15 protein-coding genes are annotated in these 20,106 nt (G+C 43.2%); 6 read left to right on the forward strand and 9 right to left on the reverse strand.

Translation table 11 applies throughout. The features are described from left to right. Positions 1-20: 20 nt before the first annotated feature. The 7 genes from ACO6S0_RS08965 to aroC all read right to left on the reverse strand — a co-directional run bounded on the left by ACO6S0_RS08965 (position 21) and on the right by aroC (position 10,684). The gene (locus tag ACO6S0_RS08965) at positions 21-1,310 is read right to left on the reverse strand and encodes a DUF1552 domain-containing protein (RefSeq protein WP_422351648.1); all 1,290 of its coding nucleotides are present in this window, start codon (positions 1,308-1,310) and stop codon (positions 21-23) included. Between the two features lie 73 nt (positions 1,311-1,383). Then, positions 1,384-4,965, reverse strand: coding sequence for a DUF1592 domain-containing protein (locus tag ACO6S0_RS08970; protein ID WP_422351649.1), 3,582 nt, complete (start codon positions 4,963-4,965; stop codon positions 1,384-1,386). A gap of 231 nt (positions 4,966-5,196) precedes the next feature. Continuing rightward, positions 5,197-6,369, reverse strand: a complete 1,173-nt coding sequence (locus ACO6S0_RS08975; RefSeq protein WP_422351650.1) for a flavohemoglobin expression-modulating QEGLA motif protein — start codon at positions 6,367-6,369, stop codon at positions 5,197-5,199. After that, on the reverse strand, positions 6,366-7,193 hold the full coding sequence (locus ACO6S0_RS08980) for an N-formylglutamate amidohydrolase (protein WP_422351651.1): 828 nt from the start codon (positions 7,191-7,193) through the stop codon (positions 6,366-6,368). The genes ACO6S0_RS08975 and ACO6S0_RS08980 overlap by 4 nt, the downstream gene beginning before the upstream one ends. Next, positions 7,186-8,217: a glutathione synthase gene (gene gshB / locus ACO6S0_RS08985; protein WP_422351652.1), complete on the reverse strand. Its 1,032-nt coding sequence runs from the start codon at positions 8,215-8,217 to the stop codon at positions 7,186-7,188. The genes ACO6S0_RS08980 and gshB overlap by 8 nt, the downstream gene beginning before the upstream one ends. Positions 8,218-8,236: 19 nt before the next feature. Next, complete coding sequence (locus ACO6S0_RS08990; protein WP_422351653.1) at positions 8,237-9,562, reverse strand: dicarboxylate/amino acid:cation symporter; 1,326 nt, start codon at positions 9,560-9,562, stop codon at positions 8,237-8,239. 57 nt (positions 9,563-9,619) lie between these two features. Next, a complete protein-coding gene (aroC, locus tag ACO6S0_RS08995; RefSeq protein WP_422351654.1) occupies positions 9,620-10,684 on the reverse strand; it encodes a chorismate synthase in 1,065 nt (354 codons plus the stop codon). Positions 10,685-10,879: 195 nt separating this feature from the next. Here aroC and ACO6S0_RS09000 point away from each other — a divergent pair, with 195 nt between their 5' ends. Beyond that, on the forward strand, positions 10,880-11,800 hold the full coding sequence (locus tag ACO6S0_RS09000) for a UDP-2,3-diacylglucosamine diphosphatase (RefSeq protein WP_422351655.1): 921 nt from the start codon (positions 10,880-10,882) through the stop codon (positions 11,798-11,800). On the opposite strand, the gene ACO6S0_RS09005 is transcribed toward ACO6S0_RS09000, so the two are convergent. Next, entirely contained in the window at positions 11,771-14,683 is a 2,913-nt protein-coding gene (locus ACO6S0_RS09005; RefSeq protein WP_422351656.1) for an FAD-binding and (Fe-S)-binding domain-containing protein, read from the reverse strand. The genes ACO6S0_RS09000 and ACO6S0_RS09005 overlap by 30 nt on opposite strands. Positions 14,684-14,770: 87 nt before the next feature. Here ACO6S0_RS09005 and ACO6S0_RS09010 point away from each other — a divergent pair, with 87 nt between their 5' ends. After that, positions 14,771-15,265, forward strand: coding sequence for a hypothetical protein (locus ACO6S0_RS09010; protein ID WP_422351657.1), 495 nt, complete (start codon positions 14,771-14,773; stop codon positions 15,263-15,265). Positions 15,266-15,365: 100 nt separating this feature from the next. Further along, positions 15,366-16,475, forward strand: coding sequence for a redoxin domain-containing protein (locus tag ACO6S0_RS09015; RefSeq protein ID WP_422351658.1), 1,110 nt, complete (start codon positions 15,366-15,368; stop codon positions 16,473-16,475). A gap of 70 nt (positions 16,476-16,545) precedes the next feature. On the opposite strand, the gene ACO6S0_RS09020 is transcribed toward ACO6S0_RS09015, so the two are convergent. Then, positions 16,546-17,196, reverse strand: a complete 651-nt coding sequence (locus ACO6S0_RS09020; protein ID WP_422351659.1) for a rhomboid family intramembrane serine protease — start codon at positions 17,194-17,196, stop codon at positions 16,546-16,548. Between the two features lie 53 nt (positions 17,197-17,249). On the opposite strand from ACO6S0_RS09020, the gene ACO6S0_RS09025 reads away from it, so the two are divergent. The 3 genes from ACO6S0_RS09025 (at position 17,250) to ACO6S0_RS09035 (ending at position 20,085) form a co-directional block, all read left to right on the forward strand. Next, positions 17,250-18,146 carry a lysophospholipid acyltransferase family protein gene (locus ACO6S0_RS09025; protein ID WP_422351660.1) on the forward strand — a complete coding sequence of 299 codons (897 nt, stop codon included), beginning with the start codon at positions 17,250-17,252 and terminating at the stop codon, positions 18,144-18,146. 6 nt (positions 18,147-18,152) lie between these two features. Beyond that, positions 18,153-19,022, forward strand: coding sequence for an alpha/beta fold hydrolase (locus tag ACO6S0_RS09030; RefSeq protein WP_422351661.1), 870 nt, complete (start codon positions 18,153-18,155; stop codon positions 19,020-19,022). A gap of 79 nt (positions 19,023-19,101) precedes the next feature. Further along, positions 19,102-20,085: a sterol desaturase family protein gene (locus tag ACO6S0_RS09035; RefSeq protein ID WP_422351662.1), complete on the forward strand. Its 984-nt coding sequence runs from the start codon at positions 19,102-19,104 to the stop codon at positions 20,083-20,085. The last annotated feature ends 21 nt before the right edge of the window (positions 20,086-20,106 follow it).

The following is a 20,106-nucleotide window of genomic DNA, read 5'->3' on the forward strand; positions in this document are numbered from 1 at the left end:
CAAATGATTGAATGTTGGGGTTACCAAATATTGGAATGCAGTTCTCCCGTGCTATCCGAAAAACTTTCAGATTCGATGCCCAAGGTATTTAACATGCTTACAAAGAGATTGGACATGGGTTCCTCACCAAACTTCTCATACGACCCGTGCTTTAAGCCCATATTGGCCCCTCCAGCCAAGACCAAGGGGTAATTCACAGCATTGTGGGTTGTACTACACGCACTTCCATAAAGAATCATTGTATTATCCAATAAGGAACCATGCTCATCATGGGTGTTTTTCATTCGGTCAAGGAAGTAAGCAAACTGTTTGGTCAGCCATTGATCATAGCGGCCCCACTCTTCCCAATGTCCCGTAGTTAGGTCGTGGCTAATGGTATGGTGTCCTTTGCTAAGGCCCAAAGCCAATTTTGGGAAGTTTTCACCCAATCCAAGGCCATCTTCCCTAGCCATCATATAGGTCATTACCCGGGTCAAATCCACTTCCATGCCCAAGACCATAAGATCAAAGGTGGTCTTGATATAAGCTTCGGGATCTACTTTTACATCGGCATTAAAGTTGATGTGACCGGCATCAAAATCCTTCATAGGTATATCCAGCCACTGTTCATTGCGCTTCACTTGCTCTTCAACCGTGCTCAAGGAATGCATGTATTCATCCATTTTGGTCTGATCGTGCTTTCCAAGACGTCGATGCAAGCGTTTGCTGTCCTCCAGGATCAAGTCAACGATTTTTTTGTCCTGTTGAATGCTCTTTCTTCTGGCCTGGGTAGTTGCACCACCCCCAGGGGCAAAATAGCGCTCAAAAATTTCACGGTGACGATGCTCTGAAGGAATAGGTTTTCCCGACAGATCAAAAGACAAGGTAGAAACCCTTGACTTGTAACCAATTCCACCATCCGTGGAAAGGGCCAAATAAGGATATCGCGTATGCTTGCTAAATTTCTGTGCCACCAATTGATCCACAGAAATACTGTTCATGTATTCGCTTCCGCGCACATCACCCCCTGTTAACCAAGTATCTCCGGCCAAATGCCCGAGCAAGGCTCTACTCCGTGGATGGCTCAATCCACCAAGAATAGACATGTTTTCACGGTGACCTGCCAAGGGCATGAGGGATTGTGTAAACTCATAATCCTTTCCTTCTCCCATAGGAAACCAGCTCCATTTCTTATGATAGGAACTCTCCACTGGGGGCAATCCCACACCATTGGGAAAATACACAAAGCAAAGCCTCTTCATAGCTTCACTGCTGGTGTTGGTAGTTTTCATCATGCTACCCATCCCCATGGCTTCCATGTAAGGAATCATGCAACTAACACCTAATCCTTTGAGAAATGTTCTTCGATCTAAATGCCAAGATTTTCGAGCCATAATCTAGTCTTTAAAAATCACCAATAAACGATTTACTTGTAATAATATGTTCAAATACCGATTGGAAACGATATCCGTCCTCACGCACAGCGCTCACAATCGATTCAATTTCTGGTTCGTCCACAAAGGTCACATCACGCCCTACCGCATAGGCGAATAAATGTTTGACCAAGGATCGTGTAAAGTCGTCTATTTTCTCATTTAAAATATACGCTTTTATTTCGTCAATTCCATCAACTACCTTACCATCAGGTAGTTCGGTTTTCACATCTATGGGATTTCCGTTGTTGGAAACCGTTTGGAAAAGTCCTACGGCATTGTAGTTTTCGAATACAATTCCAAAGGGATCGATCTTTTGATGACAATCCATGCAGGACACCTTGTTTCTGTGCAGGAACAATTGTTCTTTTAGGGTCATTTTTTCAAATCCAGGGGTTTCCGGATCTAGTTCTGGTACATTTGGCGGTGGGTCCGGCGGTCTGTCCCCTAAAATTCTGGAACGAAGCCATACTGCCCTTTTTATTGGATGCGCTTGGGTTCCATCGGAATGGCCACTTAAAAAAGAACCTTGGGAAAGCAAACCGCCCCTTTTGGAATCTGGTGGTAAACTGACCGGTCTAAAATGGTTTCCCTTTACGCCTTCTATCCCATAAAATTCGGCCAAATTCTGGTTCAACATGGCAAAGTCGGATTCTATCAGGTTACCAATATACATGTTGCAATTGAGCACATGATGTACAAAATGATAGGTTTCCTCAGACATATCCCGCTTGACAAATCGGCTAAATGCTTCATATTCGTTCACATTGGTGCTCATGGTCTCATGGCGATCCAGTCGGAGCCATTCTTTGGAAAAATTCCGTACCATTTCCCAAATCTTATCGTCCTGCAACATCCGCTGCACCTGCTTTTTCAGCTCTTTCTTTTTGTGGAGCTTGCCCCTATCTGCCAGTGCCAACAATTCTTGGTCTGGTGGAGAATCCCAAAGAAAATAGGACAAGCGGGAAGCCAAGAAGAATTCGCGCTCATCATCAGAAGTCCCTTTTTCAGGTTCCGCCAAATAGATGAAGTTGGGGGAACAGAGTATGGCAACCAACACCTCCTTAACTCCATCTTCATAGCGATCATAATCTTCCTTGATGGCTCTCCAAAATTCCATATACGTTTCCACTTCTCCTTTTTCCAAAGGTCTCCTGAATGCCTTTTCCATAAAGGTGGAAAGTACTTGCGAGGTGTACTTCTCCTTATCCGCCAAATCAGGGGAATCAAAAAATATGTCCGTATGACTTTTTGGAGGCCAAACAGGATGGTAGGGGGCTTCAAACTCAATTTCGTGAACTAAAAGCGGTGGCCCCGAATCACGATTGTCCTTGACCAGGTAATCGTTCCAAACCCCCATACCCATGATATTGGCCAAAATTTCGGTTTCCAAAGTATCAATCACCGGAATAGGGAGATCTTCCAATCTGCCCTTAAAAATATATTGTCTTGGTTGGTCCGAGTTAATTACGTTTCTGAAATCATCAAAGTTCTTATAGTCAATACCATCATCGGTACGTGTTCCTGCAAACACCCGCATTATTGGTGCCGCCAAATCGTATTTCCGCTTACTTTCTTCTTCTTCACTATCCAATTGGAGGGCCACGGGATGGTCATCCGGAAATGGGGTGATGATTAGTTTCCCAAAACCTACAAAAAATCGTCCCCCTAGCTCCAAGTTGTGTTTTCCTTCCTCGAGGTATGCCAAAGTCAATGGGGTTACCATGTCCATTTCACCGTCTTCGGGTTCTACCAAATGCAGTCGTTCCTGTAACCGAAACTGATCCAATCTAAGCCCTATGGAGGGCATTCCATCTTGGGCGGCATAGGGGTGGGTAAAGTCTATTTGGTAATAGCCTGTCTTTGGAGCAACAAAGGTGGTTCTGGCAAAACTATAATTGGTCAAATCTTCTGAGACCAGATATTTTCCCTTTTTGATTAGATTCCTCTTATCCTTAAAAGCTCGATCACCCAAGGTTATGGTACTCTCCATAGGCTCTGCTGGAACAGGTGTGCGGAGACTGATCAATCCCTCTTTTTTAACATGTTCCTGATATCCCTTGGAGGCTTTTACCCGGAATTCGAAATCCCCATCCATGGGAAAGTAGTCCTTGACCAAAAGCTTCAAATTGGGTGAAGGACCTTGCCATGATTTTGGACTTACTTCTTTATGCGGTAAGGCAGAATAAAGAATTACGCCATCTTCCACTACTTCGTAGCGATCGGCATGGGAGCCTCGCATCCCTACCCCAACGTTCTTTTTGACTTCTGTAAAGTACGCTTCCTCAAGACTGTCTTTGGGTTGAATGGGCAAGCCATTTCCATCCAAGATGTCCACTATAAAATCGTCTGAATTGATGGGTGCACTTTGGTATCCGCCTATCATTGCCGCTGGCAATTCCTCTCCTATACCTTTTCCAAACTTAATCCGATAGTAGGTAGAGGCTGGCTTTTCAGTTGAAACAATGGCTTTGTCCAGGGCTTCCCTGGCAATTTGTTTGTAGTATTCTATATGTAGGGGCGAAGTTTGCAGTTCATGCCCATTATTACTGAAACCCATCTCGGACTTTTCATCATCGGGCAACACATCCCCAAAATCCACCGATACATTCAATAACTCGTTAAGTGAATTGGTATATTGTTTTTTGGTCAACCTGCGTATTACAGCCGCCTGACTTGATTTTTTAATTTTGATGGCATTCTGCACCGAAGCGGTAATCCAATCCACCAACATCCTACGTTCTTCATCTGTAAGTTGCTCCTCATCCTCTGGAGGCATTTCACCGCTATTGATCATATCCAGCATTCCACGCCATGTAGCAGCATCGGGTCCTTTAATCAAATCTGGATTGATACTGTCCAACCGCAAACCCGCTTTTTGTTCTTCAGGGCCATGGCATTGGACGCAGTACTTTTCAATTACAGGGCGGAGATCCTGTCCAAAATTGTAGGAACTTAGCGTTTTGTCCACCTTAGAATTATTCATGGCCACCAAGCCTTTTAGGGCATAGGGGTCATCACCAAAAAAAGTACGTACTTCTTGGGGAAGACTTTTGGTCAAATAATCTGAGCCATGTGTCAGGGAACCTCCATAATGGCCTGCAATACTAAGCAGCAGTACATTTACAAACAGGGACCATTGGTATATGGAAAACTTGCCTATTTTGTTGGGTAAATTTCTCTTGTGCAGCACATACAGCCAAATACTTAACACCGCTGTTGCCACCCCAAACCATTTGTGAAGCGTGAAGACATCACTACCATAACTTCCCGAGCCAGCCAGTAAGGTTCCAGCCAACACGGCAGGTATTGCAGTTATGACAATGAACTTCAGCACCACTCCGCGAATAGGACCCATATGGGATTTGGGAACAATAATTTCAAGGATAAAAAGACACAATAAGGCCCCAATTGGCAAATGCACGATCAATGGGTGGAATTTTCCAAAAAAGTCCAAAAACCAATGGGCTTCACCCTGGAAGGGGAACCATGGAATTGCGATAAGAATTACAGATAATAATACAGCCTTAAAGACCAAATTATTGTCTTTCATGTAGTAGCTAGCTTAGAGGTTTGACCAAAAATTTTTAATCCTTTGGCATCCAAAGGATGCAACATATAGACAAATCTAATTCATCAAAGCCCCAGGATTCTCCTAAAAATTTGCTTTTTTCGATACTTTAATTGCACTATTCTGCCAAAAAGCCAAAGTTTTAACAAAAAAATACGGCCAATGGCTCCAATTGTAGAAGTCGTTTAGAGGCGCATGGGCACCTTACCTAAATCATTTCAGATTATTCAGAATAAAATCCAAAGTGGGATTGGTATTCAATTTTTGCTGAAAGGATATGCTTTTGTGGGAAATGGGTTGGGCCAGACCCAAAGTTCTCAGATACCTGATCATCTCCTCATCCTCCAAGGCCACCTTACCAGAAAGCAGGATATCCAAACTCTCTTCCTGTTGATAGCGTTGGTATATTTTCCGAAGCCCACTCAAATACAAACGATCTTTGGTGAAACCTCCTCCCCTATGTGCCCGCAAGGTAATTCCAAAAGCTTCGTCCCTATTAAGCTTGTATTGCCCATGAATCAAATCGAAAGTATCTGCAAATGAATAGCCCTTGATCAAACTATCTGCCGCCAAAACCCGGTATGCCAATTCCTTCAGTCGCTTTAAAGTCAATGCCCCGCCCATATATTCACTGAACACTGCCAAGCCCTCTTGGGTTTCCACATTTTTGGGAAGACCGTTGGAAAAAATCTTTAAGGGTTGCAGCAATCCATTAAAGGTTGTGACCAGATGCACCCCAATCTCATGGTTAGATAACGTAAGTAATTGATTTTTACTGAATTTGATGTTCTTCCGAATCAAAAGGTATTGGGAGCTATTGCTCACCATAGCTTCTGCGGCGATATGGGTGGAAAATTTAATGTTTAGCGGAAAACTATATTGGTGTGAAAACTCTTCAAAATAAGCCCTGGCCTCCTCTGCAGAATACACTTTCTCCATGTCGGAAGAGCTTGGTTCATCTTGGTAGTGCAGTATATACCTTGCATTCTGAACATCCCGTTCAGTGGGAGTACCGTAAACCCGCAGGGAATTGTAATAGAACTTTTTGCTTTTCCCAATGGTCTCAATACACTGAATCATATTGGAATAGTGATAGATCACTTCCTGATACAATTGTCGGATCCGCTCATCTTTGATTCGCTCCAATCGCTGTGAAAAGAACAATCGGTGCAATTTATAGGGGTCGAACTTTAATTTGGGATACTTAAAATTGGGGTTGGACGTGAACTTGGATGCAAAAAACCGTTGTTTCTCCTTTTCAATGTTCAAGGGATTGATATAGCTCAAAAGCTCAATCCTACGCACCAACCGATCAAGGTTGGCATCAATTTCAAAAAGATTGCTGTACTCTTTTTCCAGTCGTTTTATTTCCTGCGTCCCAATCATGCAGAGGCTTTTTCAAATTCTTTGACCAATTCCGGTATTAAAACCTTCAGTTGATCTTCTACCGATTTCACCACTTCGGGAAAAATAACTCCCGTGAGTTCGTCACAATAGATTTTGGAGATTTCGGTCGCCAAAACTAAGGTATTTTCGAAGTTTTGGGTGATATATTTTAAAAAATGCCCATTTCCGTAGAATGTATCGTTGATTTTGGCCGTAGTTTGAATGCCATTGGGCAACTGCATGGATTCCAACTTGGACCTCCAACTTTCCACAAGGGAGCCATATTTTTCCATATCAATATTGGAAGTCCCCAAATTCCAAACAGGCACTTCCCTGTCCCAACGTTTCCAGTTGTAGCTGTGCATATCAAAAACCACAACATCCCGGAACTCCTGCTCCAGTTTGTCTATCAACGCATGGACAACTCGATAGAAATTATGGTGTTTGGCAAGGCTTTTCTCCTTTTCCTCCTTGGGAAGTTCCTTTTTCCATAGCTGCTTGCCCCAGGCTGTATCAAAAATTGCGGTTTCCGGAGGTCGATTTAGGTCGTACTCAAAACGACTGTCACATCCAGAGATTAGAATTGGGAACGTCCGTACCATTTCTCGGGTACATGGATCCTCCTCATACCATCGTTCATATTCGGTATGCAAGCAATTACTCCAAAGTGATTGTCTGAATTGATGCCCGTCATGAACAGCCCCGCAAACAAAGGGAACGTATTTGTCAATTTTTATGGTAAAGGAATAATCTTGGGCGACAGCCTCAAAACATGCTCCGCCCTCAATTAAAAGTATAATATCATCAACGGTCCGCTTATGCATTTTCAACTTCACTTCGTAGTCTTGACCTTCTGTCAAAAGCCTGGAGCTTATCCAAAACCTTGCTTTCCACAAAATCAATGACCTTGCACTGTATCTTGGTTTTGTACACCTTGTTCATATACGTTATTCCACCTGGCGACATCACATTGACTTCCACTAATTTGCCTCCAATGACATCAATGCCTACAAAATAAAGTCCATCATTGACCAGTTTTGGACCAATCTGCTTGCACAAGGCTTTTTCTTGCTTGGTCAGTGTATGTTTAGCCACAGAACCACCAGCAGAAACATTCGACCTATGGTCATCAGACCCCGGAATGCGCCGCATGGCACCAATAGGTTCCCCGTTCAGAATCAAGATTCGAATATCCCCTTGATCTGCCCCTTCAATATATTCTTGAAGAATCACATAGTTGGACGTGCCATCTGAGTTGGTCACATAAAAATCCAAAAGGGATTTAATATTGGACATTGCCGATTTTTCTATCAAAATGACGCCTGATCCACCAAAACCGTTTAATGGTTTCAAAATCATTTTGTCTGCAGGCGATTCTTTGATTTGCTGCACCAAATACCTTTTGTTTTTGGAGACATGCGTGGCCGGAATAATGTTGCTGTGGCTATCACCAAAGGCCGCGGTGTATAGCTTATTATTGGCTTCGCGAAGACCTTGGAGGGAATTCACAATAAATACATCATCCTTTACCGAATCCAGAAAGTTCAACATTAAAGGATCCAGTGGCGGGTTTGCACGCATAAAAATCACATCAAAACCGGCCAGGGGAAGCATTTCTTCACGGATAGAAGCCTGCTTGTAAAACGTTTTCTGATTACTGGATACTTTTTCCATCCGATTAATTACCGTACAAAATGCACTGGTAACGCTATTCCGAATGGTAAGATTGGCGGGAGTGCAAAGTGCCACTCCATGTTTCCGTTTTACACATTCGTGGATGAGGGCCAAACTGGTATCGTTTTCGGGATTGATCTCATCCCAGGGATACATTAAAAAACAAATATTCATAGCACCTTATTTTGACGGTTTATCTTACTTCATCCAAGTGGTCATCCCATTCTTTTACATTAGGTTTGCCCAATTTTCCTACGGATTTGGCCACCACCATGGATACGGTTGCATCTCCTGTAACATTCACCACGGTACGACACATGTCCAAGGGTCTATCCACTGCAAAAATCAAGGCCAAGCCAATAGCCAACTTGTCAGCAGGGAACCCAATCGATTCCAACACTATTACCAGCATTACCATGCCCGCACCAGGTACGGCGGCTGAACCAATGGAAGCCAACAAGGCGGTAAGCACAATGGTCAATTGATCTGCAAAAGTTAAATCAAACCCCAAAGCTTGTGAAATAAAAACGGCCGCTACGCCTTGATACAGACTAGTCCCATCCATATTTATAGTGGCACCAACCGGGAGCACAAAACTGGATACTTCCTTATCCACTCCAATATGCTCCTCAACCCTTTCCATAGTAACTGGCAAAGTGGCTGCACTGGAACTCGTGGAAAAAGCCAAAAGCTGTGCTGGGCTAATTTCCTTCAAAAACCAAAAGGGATTCTTTTTGGTAAAGGTGGATACAACAATGGTGTAGAACACTATCATGAGGATCAATCCTCCTACCACAACACCCGCATACTTAAGAAGGGCCAGCAGTAAATCCGGGTCGCTTGAGGAAACCACCACCCCAGCTAGCAGTGCAAAAACAGCATACGGAGCTGTTAGCATAATCAAATCCACCATTTTCAGTACAACATCGTTCAGGGAATCAAAAAAGTCTTTTAGTGGTTTGGCCCTTTGCTCCCCGATCAGTAACATGGAAATACCCAAAAAGATGGTAAAAAAGATAACTTGTAGCATCAATCCATTTTCACTCATTGCCTTTAGTGCATTGTCTGGAACCATATCCACCAAAAACTGCAAAGGCCCGCTATCTTTTTGTCTGGTAGCTTCCTCAATTTTGGAGGTCACCCCGGCATCACTTGCGTAAGTCTCTGTAAGTTTGGAGACTGTTTCATCCGCAATACCGTTGCCCGGCTGCAATACATTGACCAACAACAGTCCTATTGTAATCGCCACGACTGTGGTGACGACATAAATTCCTATGGTACGCAGGCCAATATTCCTAAATTTTGAAATGTCTTTAAGGTCCGAAATCCCTTTTACCAAGGAAGCGATTATTAGGGGGATTGCAATAAGTTTGAGCAGTTTTACAAAGATGGTTCCCAGAGGTTGGATCCAATCGGCAACAAATTCCTTGCCCCAATCCAACCCGGTCATGACAAATCCAAATACAATTCCTAAAAGCATTCCAATAAGGATTTGCCAATGCAGTTCTAGTTTACGCATACGTATGTTTTAGGAAAGTAAGATACTATTTTGGCTGGAATTGCCCTAACCTCAAAATTAGATTTTGTTGGAACGGGCCAAAAGCATGTAATCGGCTAAAACTAAGGCGGCCATGGCTTCGACTATGGGCACTGCGCGGGGTACAACACAAGGGTCGTGCCTTCCTTTACCTTGGGTAGTGACTTTTTCTCCTTCTTTGTTGATGGTCTCATATGCTTGGAGCACTGTTGCAACAGGCTTAAATGCAACATTGAAATAAATATCCATTCCGTTGCTGATGCCGCCTTGGACACCACCACTTCGATTGGTTGTTGTGGTACCATCGGAATTGAAAGCATCGTTGTGTTGACTTCCTTTCATTTGTACACCTGCAAAACCGCTACCGTATTCAAAACCCTTGACGGCATTGATGGACAGCATCGCGGCTCCCAATGTGGCGTGCAATTTATCAAATACAGGTTCTCCCAAACCAATAGGTACATTTTGGATGACACAGCTTACAACCCCACCTATGGTATCACCTTGTTTTTTGATGGATTTGATATAATCCTCCATTTTTTGCGCCATTTCCATGTCTGGACAGCGTACGGGATTGGAATCAATTTTGGATAAATCCAATGCTTTGTAATCCTTTTCCAATTTCATTTCGCCCACTTGGGAAACATAGGCGTTTATCTTGACCCCATTTAAAAGCTGCTTGGCAATGGCACCTGCCACTACCCTACTTGCAGTCTCCCTAGCAGAACTCCTACCGCCTCCCCTGTAATCCCGGAAACCGTATTTTTTGTCATACACATAATCGGCATGGGATGGCCTATAGGAATCCTTGATGTGGGAATAGTCCTTGGATTTTTGGTTGGTGTTGTGGATGGCAAAACCTATGGGAGTTCCCGTGGTCTTTCCTTCAAAAATTCCAGAATAAAACTCAACGGTATCCGGCTCTTTACGCTGGGTAACAATGGCCGATTGGCCAGGCTTTCTGCGATCAAGTTCATGTTGGATTTGTTCCAAATCCAAGGTAATACCCGCCGGACAGCCATCAATTACCCCACCAAGTGCCTTGCCATGTGATTCACCAAAAGTTGTAAGTCTAAAGAGTTGTCCAAAGCTATTACCTGCCATCTATCCTAAAAATCTAAAAGCCTCAAAGGTAGCTGTTATTCCGCTTAATCAAAAACAGCTTACCCAGTTAACCAATATGTAACAGATGGTGGTTCAAATTCATGTTTTCTTAACGATATGCTCATAAATTCTTGATTTAGAATTGATTTTCAGTTTATTCCCACAAACTTAATTTGCAATTAAACCTCCACTGCATTGAAAAAAAGGAAGATTGAACTCGCTGTCATATCGGATGTGCATCTGGGCACCTACGGTTGCCACGCCGATGAACTTATCGCATACCTCAATAGTATCCAACCCAAAAAGCTGGTCTTAAACGGCGATATCATAGATATCTGGCAGTTTAGCAAACGCTATTTTCCAGCCTCACATCTAAAAGTCCTTAAAAAACTGATTGGCATGGCTTCCAAGGGTGTGGAAGTTTACTATATTACTGGAAATCATGATGAAATGCTCCGTAAGTTCAGTGATACTTCAATGGGAAATTTTAAAATCATGAACAAGCTGGTGCTGAATCTGGATGGCAAAAAGGCTTGGATTTTCCACGGCGATGTTTTTGATATGTCCATTCAGAATGCCAAATGGCTGGCCAAACTGGGTGGCTACGGCTACGATCTGCTGATTTTGATCAATAGTTTTGTCAATTGGTGCCTGGTCAAAATGGGCCGGGAAAAGTATTCCCTATCCAAACGCATCAAAAATGGAGTGAAAAGTGCCGTAAAATACATCAACAATTTTGAGCGTACCGCTGCAGACCTGGCCATTGAGAATCATTACGACTATGTAATTTGCGGACACATCCATCAACCCAAAAAAGAACGTTACGAAAACAAATACGGTAGCTGTGTCTATCTCAACTCAGGGGATTGGGTGGAAAATCTGACCGCGCTTGAATACTCTTTTAAAAGATGGCGTATTTACCATTATAACCACGACCGTCTTTCTCCTTTCTTTGTAGATGAGGATTTAAAGGATATGGACATGAATGAACTCATTGCCTCCATCACCGATCAGAATGTGGATGCTGAGATTTCAGAACTGGACGGTGATCCTGAAATCACGGACGTTCCTGAAAAAGCCAGGGATTTAGACAATCAGGGCTTTACGCAGGATTGAAACCGGATGTTCCGCGTCCCTGTCCGTCCCATCCTTTATTTGATGTCTGCAACTGGTGCCATTGGCGGCAATTAGGGTCTCTTTCCCGCTTTTTCGTACTGAGGGGAACAACTTTAACTCCCCTACCTGCATACTGGTCTTGTAATGTTCTTTCTCATACCCAAAAGACCCTGCCATACCACAGCAACCCGATGAGATTATGGTAACCTCATAGTTTTTGGGAAGATTCAGGATATCAAACGTCACTTTCTGATTGGAAAGTGCTTTTTGGTGACAGTGACTATGGATTTTGACCTGTTTTTTATCCTGGGTGAAACTGTCTGCGGTAACAACTCCATTTTCAATTTCCGAGGCCAGAAATTCCTCAATTAAAAAGGAATTGGATGCCAGTTTTTCCAGAAGCTCTTTACGAGGGCTCAGGCGTTTGTACTCATCCCTGAATGATAAAATGGCAGAGGGCTCCAAACCTACCATGGGGATATTTTCCTCAACTATCGGTTCCAATTCTTCCAGATTCTTGGCAGCAAGTTTTTTTGCCTGTTTTAGAAAACCCTTGGATAAATAAGTTCTGCCGCTTTCCGCATAATGCAACTGGACATCGTAACCCAGTTTGCACAATAACTCGATGGCGTCCTGCCCTACCTCCACATCCAGGTATCTGGTAAACTCATCCAAGTACAGCACCACCTTTTTCCCCTTCTTGTCTTGAGCCTTCCTAAATCTGTCCAGATGGCCATTAAAATTGACTTTATGCACGGGAGGGAAACTACGCTCTTTGGCCACACCAGTGACCGATTTTAACAATCCGCCCAGTACTCTAGACTTATAAATGGCATTCGTGAGAGCTGGAAAAGTACTGCCCAAAGCGGTTAATTTGGTATTGTATGCAAAGAGTTTGCTGCGAAAGGAATACCCGTTATTTTCCTGATATTGATATAAGAACTCCGCCTTTAAGGCCGCTACGTCCACATTACTTGGACACTCACTTGCACAAGCCTTGCAACTTAGACACAAATCGAATACCTCTTTCAACTCTTGATGGTCAAACCGATTGGGTTTGTTGGAATGGGTCAAAAATTCCCGTAAGGTATTGGCCCTCCCCCTTGTTGTATCCTTTTCGTTTTTGGTAGCGTGGTAACTGGGGCACATGCCACCCTTCATCTCATGACTCTTCCTACAATCCCCACTTCCGTTGCATTTTTCGGCTGCTTTCAATATTCCTTCACTATCCGAAAAGTCCATAAGTGTCTCCACTTCTGGTTCGTCGCGATTTACCTCATATCGAAGGGATTCATCCATTGGGAATGCATCCACGATCTTCCCTGGATTGAAAATGTTGTTGGGGTCAAAGGTGGATTTTAATCGTTTCAGCAATTCATAATTTTCATCACCGATCATCATGGGAATAAATTCGGCTCTCACAATCCCATCTCCATGTTCCCCACTAAAGCTTCCCTTATACTTCTTGGTCAGCTGGGCCACATCCGTGGTAATGGAACGAAACAACTTAACGTCCTCTGATTTCTTCAGGTTCAATATGGGTCTCAGGTGCAATTCTCCTGCTCCAGCATGGGCGTAATAAACGGCTTCCTGCCCATAGCCCTTCATGATGTCTGTAAACTCCCCAATAAAATCTTTTAAATCGTCCAAAGCCACCGCAGTATCTTCAATACAGGCAACAGCCTTTCTGTCCCCAACCATGTTGCCAAGCAGTCCCAATCCCGCTTTTCTCAATTCAATGGCCTTGGCAATATCATCTCCTTTAAGAACAGGACTGGCATAGCTCAAACCCGATTCTTCTATGGTTTGTAGCAGCGCATCCAATTGCTGTTGCAATTCTTTTTCAGAATTTGCTTTGACTTCCAACATTAAAATACCGGCTGGGTCGCCGTCCACAAAAAAACGGTTGGCCAATTGTGCCCGATTATTTTTGGTGCAATCCAAAATTACTTTGTCCATCATCTCACAAAGATGTAGGCTATGTTGCATCACTGGGGCAACATCCGCCAAGCAATCTTCCAAGGTATGGTAATGCGTGGCTACCATGGCCGCAAAAGGTGGTGGTAGATCATCCAATTGCAAAGTCACTTCTGTAGTGAACGCCAAAGTCCCTTCACTTCCGGAGAGCAGTTTGCTCAAATTAAAATCCTCAGTATCCGATCCAAAAAGATTGTTATTCAAAAGTTCGTCCACGGCATATCCCGTGTTTCTTCTATGGATGCTAGGATGGGGGAATTCCTTTCTGATGCGCTCTTGATTTTCAACATTAGCGAGCTCGGTATCCAAGAAGGTATAGATTTCACCTTCTTTAGATTTTTCTTGTTTCTTTTGAAGGAATTCGTCCTTACCCAAGGAAGAAACCGAAACCTCACTCCCATCCGCCAACAAACATTGCATGGCAACAACTTTATCCCGGGTTACTCCGTATTGGATGGAAGTGGTCCCTGACGAATTGTTCCCTACCATACCCCCGATCATACAACGGTTGGATGTGGAAGTGTTGGGGCCAAAAAAAAGTCCGAATGGTTTTAAATAAAGATTCAGTTCGTCCCTAACCACCCCCGGTTGCACCCTTACTTGTTTTTTAGCCTGGTCAAGGTGTACGATTTTGGTAAAATACTTGGAAACATCCACAACGATTCCGTCTCCAACGCATTGACCCGCAAGAGAGGTGCCTGCGGTCCTGGGTATCAAACCTACCTTGTGATCGTTGGCAAAAGCGATTAAAACTTGTATGTCCTTGGTTGTTTTTGGATACGCTACCGCCATGGGTAATTTCCGGTAAACGGATGCATCGGTGGCATAAAGCGCCCTGCTTAAACCATCAATTTGAAGTTCCCCTTCCAGTTGTTCGGTCAGGGTTGTGAATAAAGATTTTTCCAATCTGGAACAATTTTTGGTCTCCTACTCAGTTTTAATGTCAAAAAGAAGTACAAAACTATCTTTAATTTTTAACTAAATGAGAAACTTATGAGGATTACCACATTATTTATCGGACTTTTTGCGTTTGCAACGACCATGGTCAGTGCACAAGACATCTCCGAGCACGCCCTAGGATTGCGTTTAGGCGACAGTGATGGATTTGGAGCGGAAATTTCGTATCAAAAGTCAATAGGTAGATATAACAGAGCTGAATTTAACCTGGGTTGGAGGGACAGTCGTGCCTTTGATGCGTTTAAGTTATCAGGGGTTTACCAATGGGTGCACCAACTGGATGGAAATTTTAACTGGTACTACGGCGTTGGTGGTGGATTGGGAAGTGTTGATTTTGATGCTGTCCCTGGAGGTGATGACAATGATGGGCTTTTTGTATTTGCTGCTGGAGATATCGGGATAGAATACAATTTTGATATCCCATTGTTGCTTTCCTTGGATTTTAGACCCGAAATTGGCCTTGTTGGCTACGATGGTTTCGACAACGATTTTGATTTTGACATAGCACTGGGTATACGCTATCAGTTCTAATCAATCTTTCTTGGATAAACAGGCCTTTAGCTTCGCATAAAAGTTAAGGGCCTTTTTTATGCCACAAGTATTGAATACCTTAGCGGCTAAATTTGATAGAATGAAAAAAATATTGACCGCCGGTTTGGGCCTAGCATTCTTAGTTGCGTGCAATTCCAATCCGGAAGGATTTACCTTAAATGCTACTGTTACCGGTGAATTGGACAATGGCACCCGTGTTTTCCTAAAAACCGCGGACACCCTTAACAAATTGATGGATGTGGATACCACTACGGTTGAAAACGGATCCTTCACCTTCTCTGGTATACAGAATGAGCCCCAACTGCATTACATTACCTTGGAAACTGCGATGGGCAACATCCCCTTGGTTTTGGAAAATGGGAAGATTGAGGTAACATTCCAAAAGGATAGTATGAACTTTGCCAAGGTGAAGGGAACTCCCCAAAACGAATTGTTCATGTCGTTTTTGGATGAATCCAGAGAGCTGTCCAATAGGGCTAGATCTATGCAGAATGATATGCGAACAGCTGCGCAACAACGTGACACGGCAACGGTATCTGCCCTGCGCGAAGAGTATATCGAGTTCCAAGACGATGTAAAAAACTTTAATGTCCAATTTGCAAAGGATAACCCTAGTGCTTTGATTTCTGTTTTGATCATCAACAACCTTATGATGGGTAAAGTGATACCGCATGATGAGGTCAAAGCTCTTTTTGATGGGTTGACTCCGGAAATGAAGGCTTCAAATCCAGGCAAAAAGCTTCAAGAACAATTGGACAATGCCAAAAGCACCGAAATTGGTGGGGTTGCACCGGAGTTTTCGGCCCCTACCCCTGAAGGAAACCTGTTGGCCCTAAGTGATGTCAAAGGAAAATTGACCTTGGTGGATTTTTGGGCTGCTTGGTGCAGACCGTGTAGAGCGGAAAATCCAAACATCGTGAACGTATACAACAAATATCACCATAAAGGATTAAACATCATTGGGGTGTCTTTGGACACAAGAGCTGAAGATTGGACCAAAGCCATAGAAGCGGACGGTCTGGCGTGGAACCATATTTCCAACCTAAAGCGCTTTCAGGACCCAGTGGCAAGATTGTATAACATCAATGCCATTCCGGCAGCATTCCTGATTGATGAAAACGGAGTAATTGTTGCCAAAGATCTTAGAGGTCCTGCCTTAGAACAAAAAGTAGCCGAGTTGTTGAACTAGGTCAGGTACATAAACAAGAAAAACAGAAAGGCCGAAGCTATTGCTTCGGTTTTTTTGTGTCTTACCCCACTTATATTTTTCCCATTTTCTCCAAGACGAAAAGAATGGCAATGGGAATGGCTAGTAAAATTACGGTAAAGGTCTCAGTAACTATGAGATCTGGTTTGAAGAGCAGCACGGTGGCATAGCCCCCAATGGCACCTCCAAAGTGCGCGGAATGACCAATATTTCCCATTCGGCTTTTCATGCCATAAATGGAGTACAGCATATATCCAATCCCTAGGGCGTAGGCAGGAAACTCAAAAGGGATAAAAACAAATTGCAAGGGCATATCTGGATTCAAAAGAATTGCGGCGTACAAAATACCCGTTACCGCTCCACTAGCACCAACCGCACTATAATAAGGCTCATCTTTATGAAAAAATAGGGCCAAAAGACTTCCGCCCAACAAACTTATAAAGTAGATGATCAGGAACTTTCCAGGACCAAACCAATTGATGACCACATTGGCAAAGAAATAGAGGGTGAACATGTTGAAAAACAAATGTGACATGTCCACATGAAGAAATCCAGAAGTGATTGTTCGGTCCTTCTGTCCAGCTTTTATTCCTCCTATGCTAAACTTATATCGATCAAAAAAAGCATCATCATTAAATCCCTTTAGGGACACTAAAACATTGGCTACCATAATAGCTATGGTCACAGCATGTAAATTGTGCATGAACAAAAAGGTTTGGACTCAAATATAGCTATATTTGCGCACAAGAATTACGTATGCAGCTGGTTGTTTTTATACTTGTTTATCCCCTACTCTGGCTGGTTTCCAGACTTCCTTTCAAAGCACTTTACCTCCTTTCGGATGGTGTTTATGTTATCCTATATCGCCTCGTCGGCTATCGTAAAAAAGTAGTACGCGCCAACTTGGCCTTGGTATTTCCCAACAAATCAGAACTTGAACGAAAAACCATAGAAAAGAAATTCTATAAACACCTTTGCGACATGTTCCTGGAAATGATCAAGACCATGGGCATTTCCAATGAACAGCTCCAAAAAAGATTCACCTTTACCAATCCAGAAGTACTGCATCAATTGGAAGAAAAAAAGCTGAGCGTCATGCTAATGTTTCCGCACTACGCCAGTTGGGAATGGGTCATTGCATTGGACCAACATATCGCTTCAAAAGGTTACGCTATCTATCAAAAAATTGGGAACAAGTATTTTGATAAGTTGATCAGGGACATCCGACAAAAATTTGGTACTACCTTAATATCAACCAAAGACACCAAGGAAATTGTGGCCAACAACAAAGAGCAAGGACAATTGAGTATGTATGGGATACTAAGTGATCAATCCCCCATGATCAAGAAAACGCATCTGTGGACTCCTTTTATGGGAGTTACTGTACCTGCCCATACGGGTGCCGAGTTGCTCTGTAAAAAATTGAACCTACCTGCGGCTTATCTCAAGGTGACCAAGTTAAAGCGAGGCCACTATCAAGGTTCGTTCAAGGTGTTGTCCGAAAACCCTGAAAAGCTTCCCGAGTTTGAGTTGACCAAGGCTTTCTTGAAGGAAGTGGAAGCTTCCATCTATGAAGCTCCGGAATTCTATTTTTGGACCCATAAAAGGTGGAAACACAAGGATAAGGTGCCTATGAAGTTTAAAAACATCTAGCGAACAATGGCTGGCAAAAAGAAAAGGTTTCTAAAACGAAAGATTCTTGGTTTTGTCATTCTTACCTACCTCCTTTTTGCCCATTCCTGTATGACCATGCGAACCTCCTCCAAGGATACCGCGATTTATTTTGAGGAACATAAAACTACATTTTCCGAACAAACAATTACTATTCAAGACAGGGAACTGCACTATATACAGACTGGAAAAAAAGATGCACCCACCCTGGTTTTCTTACATGGTTCACCGGGCAGTTGGGACGCATATAAAGCCTACCTTTCCGATACCACCTTGACAAGTCAATTTAGAGTTATTGCACCAGATCGGCCTGGTTTTGGAAAAAGCGGATTTCGAAAGAGCATGGCACTCCAACCCCAAGCGGTATTGCTGAATGCATTATTGGCCCAATTGGATAATGGGAAGCCCATTACACTGATTGGACATTCCTATGGAGGCCCTCTCATCGTACAAATGGCGTTGGAAAAACCAGAACTATTTGACAATCTGGTTATACTGGCGGGAGCCCTGGACCCTGATGCTGAAAAGCCTGAAAAATGGCGCAAACCCCTTACCTGGATTCCCTTAAAGTATTTGGTCCCAGGTGCGTTAAAGCCTTCCAATGATGAGCTTTGGATGTTGAAAGAAGATCTAAAACTTTTGAAATCCAGACTTCAAAACCTGAAAACATCAACCCTTGTCATTCATGGTTCGGAAGATCAATTGGTCCCCTATCAGAATGTTTCCTTTATGCAAGATCACTTTACCCAAGTGGACAGCTTAAAGGTCATATCCATTGAAAATGAAAACCATTTTATTGTTTGGAACCAGGAGCAACTGGTCAAAGATGCACTACTAAGTTGGGTAAGAAGCGATTAAAATCTTCTATTGATGAGTTCCCAAAAGTTGTTGGTCTAAAATTGATGGAAATGCCACGCTTATTCCCTATACTTCTTTCATGGAAATACTATCAGTCCTCTTGGAAGAACTACTTGGTTTCCTGGGCATAACCCAAGTCCTGGAGATCTTAAAATCTGGTGATTATAGCGCATTCAGAACCTACGACGGGATTGCCTCCCTGATTTATCCCATAATTCCCCTGTTGCTGTTACTGGAGCTGGTTGTTGGCTTAATCTATAAAAAGCCGCAAATCAAAGTGTACAAGGTCAACTTCCTCATTTATATCTTCAATCGGTTTGTGGGACGTTTTATCTCCATAGCCATGGTTGCCTTTTGCATTGGACTGTTCAGTGCCTATGCCCCTTTTAAAACGACCAACACCTGGTATTGGTTCCTATATGCCTATGTGGTTTGGGAGTTTGGACATTTCATCTACCATTATCTAGGCCATAAGGTGCGACTTTTTTGGTGTTTGCATTCCACGCATCACGCTCCCGAAGAAATGAATCTTTCCGTAACACATGCCCATTTTTTCTTGGAGGCACCCTATGCGGATACCATCCGTACCACCGTCTGCATTTTGGCAGGAGTACAACCTGAAATGCTATTTACGGTAATGTTCATTGATGGAACGTATGGCGCTTTTATCCATATTGGGGAAAACATGATCAAAGATGCCCGTTTCGGATTTTTGAACAAACTGATGCTCACCCCATCACACCACAGAGTACACCATGCAAGAAATCCTTTATACATGGATACCAACTTTTGCAATCTGCTGAACATTTGGGACAAGGTGTTTGGTACGTATCAAGAAGAACAAAGAAGTGTGGAAATTGAATATGGCATTACCCGTGAAATGAATTCAGGCAGCTTTATGGATGTCTATTTCGGAGAAATTGTGGCCCTGGCCAAAGATGTTGCAAAAGCTCCTGGAATTGCCAACAAGATTCGGTATTTGATTATGCCTCCGGGTTGGAGCCATACTGGCGAACACAAAACCGCCAAACTGGTTCGGAGGGCATATCTAGAGAACAGATAGCTCCGATAAAATTTTCCTAAA

Origin of the sequence: Flagellimonas sp., from assembly GCF_965233845.1 — a bacterium.
Lineage (GTDB): Bacteria > Bacteroidota > Bacteroidia > Flavobacteriales > Flavobacteriaceae > Flagellimonas.

Coding starts and splice junctions, on each gene's coding strand:
- ACO6S0_RS08965 (WP_422351648.1), bottom strand. CDS start 1,310: ATGATTCCTTACATGGAAGCCATGGGGATGGGTAGCATGATGAAAACT.
- ACO6S0_RS08970 (WP_422351649.1), bottom strand. CDS start 4,965: ATGAAAGACAATAATTTGGTCTTTAAGGCTGTATTATTATCTGTAATT.
- ACO6S0_RS08975 (WP_422351650.1), bottom strand. CDS start 6,369: ATGATTGGGACGCAGGAAATAAAACGACTGGAAAAAGAGTACAGCAAT.
- ACO6S0_RS08980 (WP_422351651.1), bottom strand. CDS start 7,193: ATGCATAAGCGGACCGTTGATGATATTATACTTTTAATTGAGGGCGGA.
- gshB (WP_422351652.1), bottom strand. CDS start 8,217: ATGAATATTTGTTTTTTAATGTATCCCTGGGATGAGATCAATCCCGAA.
- ACO6S0_RS08990 (WP_422351653.1), bottom strand. CDS start 9,562: ATGCGTAAACTAGAACTGCATTGGCAAATCCTTATTGGAATGCTTTTA.
- aroC (WP_422351654.1), bottom strand. CDS start 10,684: ATGGCAGGTAATAGCTTTGGACAACTCTTTAGACTTACAACTTTTGGT.
- ACO6S0_RS09010 (WP_422351657.1), top strand. CDS start 14,771: ATGAGGATTACCACATTATTTATCGGACTTTTTGCGTTTGCAACGACC.
- ACO6S0_RS09015 (WP_422351658.1), top strand. CDS start 15,366: ATGAAAAAAATATTGACCGCCGGTTTGGGCCTAGCATTCTTAGTTGCG.
- ACO6S0_RS09020 (WP_422351659.1), bottom strand. CDS start 17,196: ATGCACAATTTACATGCTGTGACCATAGCTATTATGGTAGCCAATGTT.
- ACO6S0_RS09025 (WP_422351660.1), top strand. CDS start 17,250: ATGCAGCTGGTTGTTTTTATACTTGTTTATCCCCTACTCTGGCTGGTT.
- ACO6S0_RS09030 (WP_422351661.1), top strand. CDS start 18,153: ATGGCTGGCAAAAAGAAAAGGTTTCTAAAACGAAAGATTCTTGGTTTT.
- ACO6S0_RS09035 (WP_422351662.1), top strand. CDS start 19,102: ATGGAAATACTATCAGTCCTCTTGGAAGAACTACTTGGTTTCCTGGGC.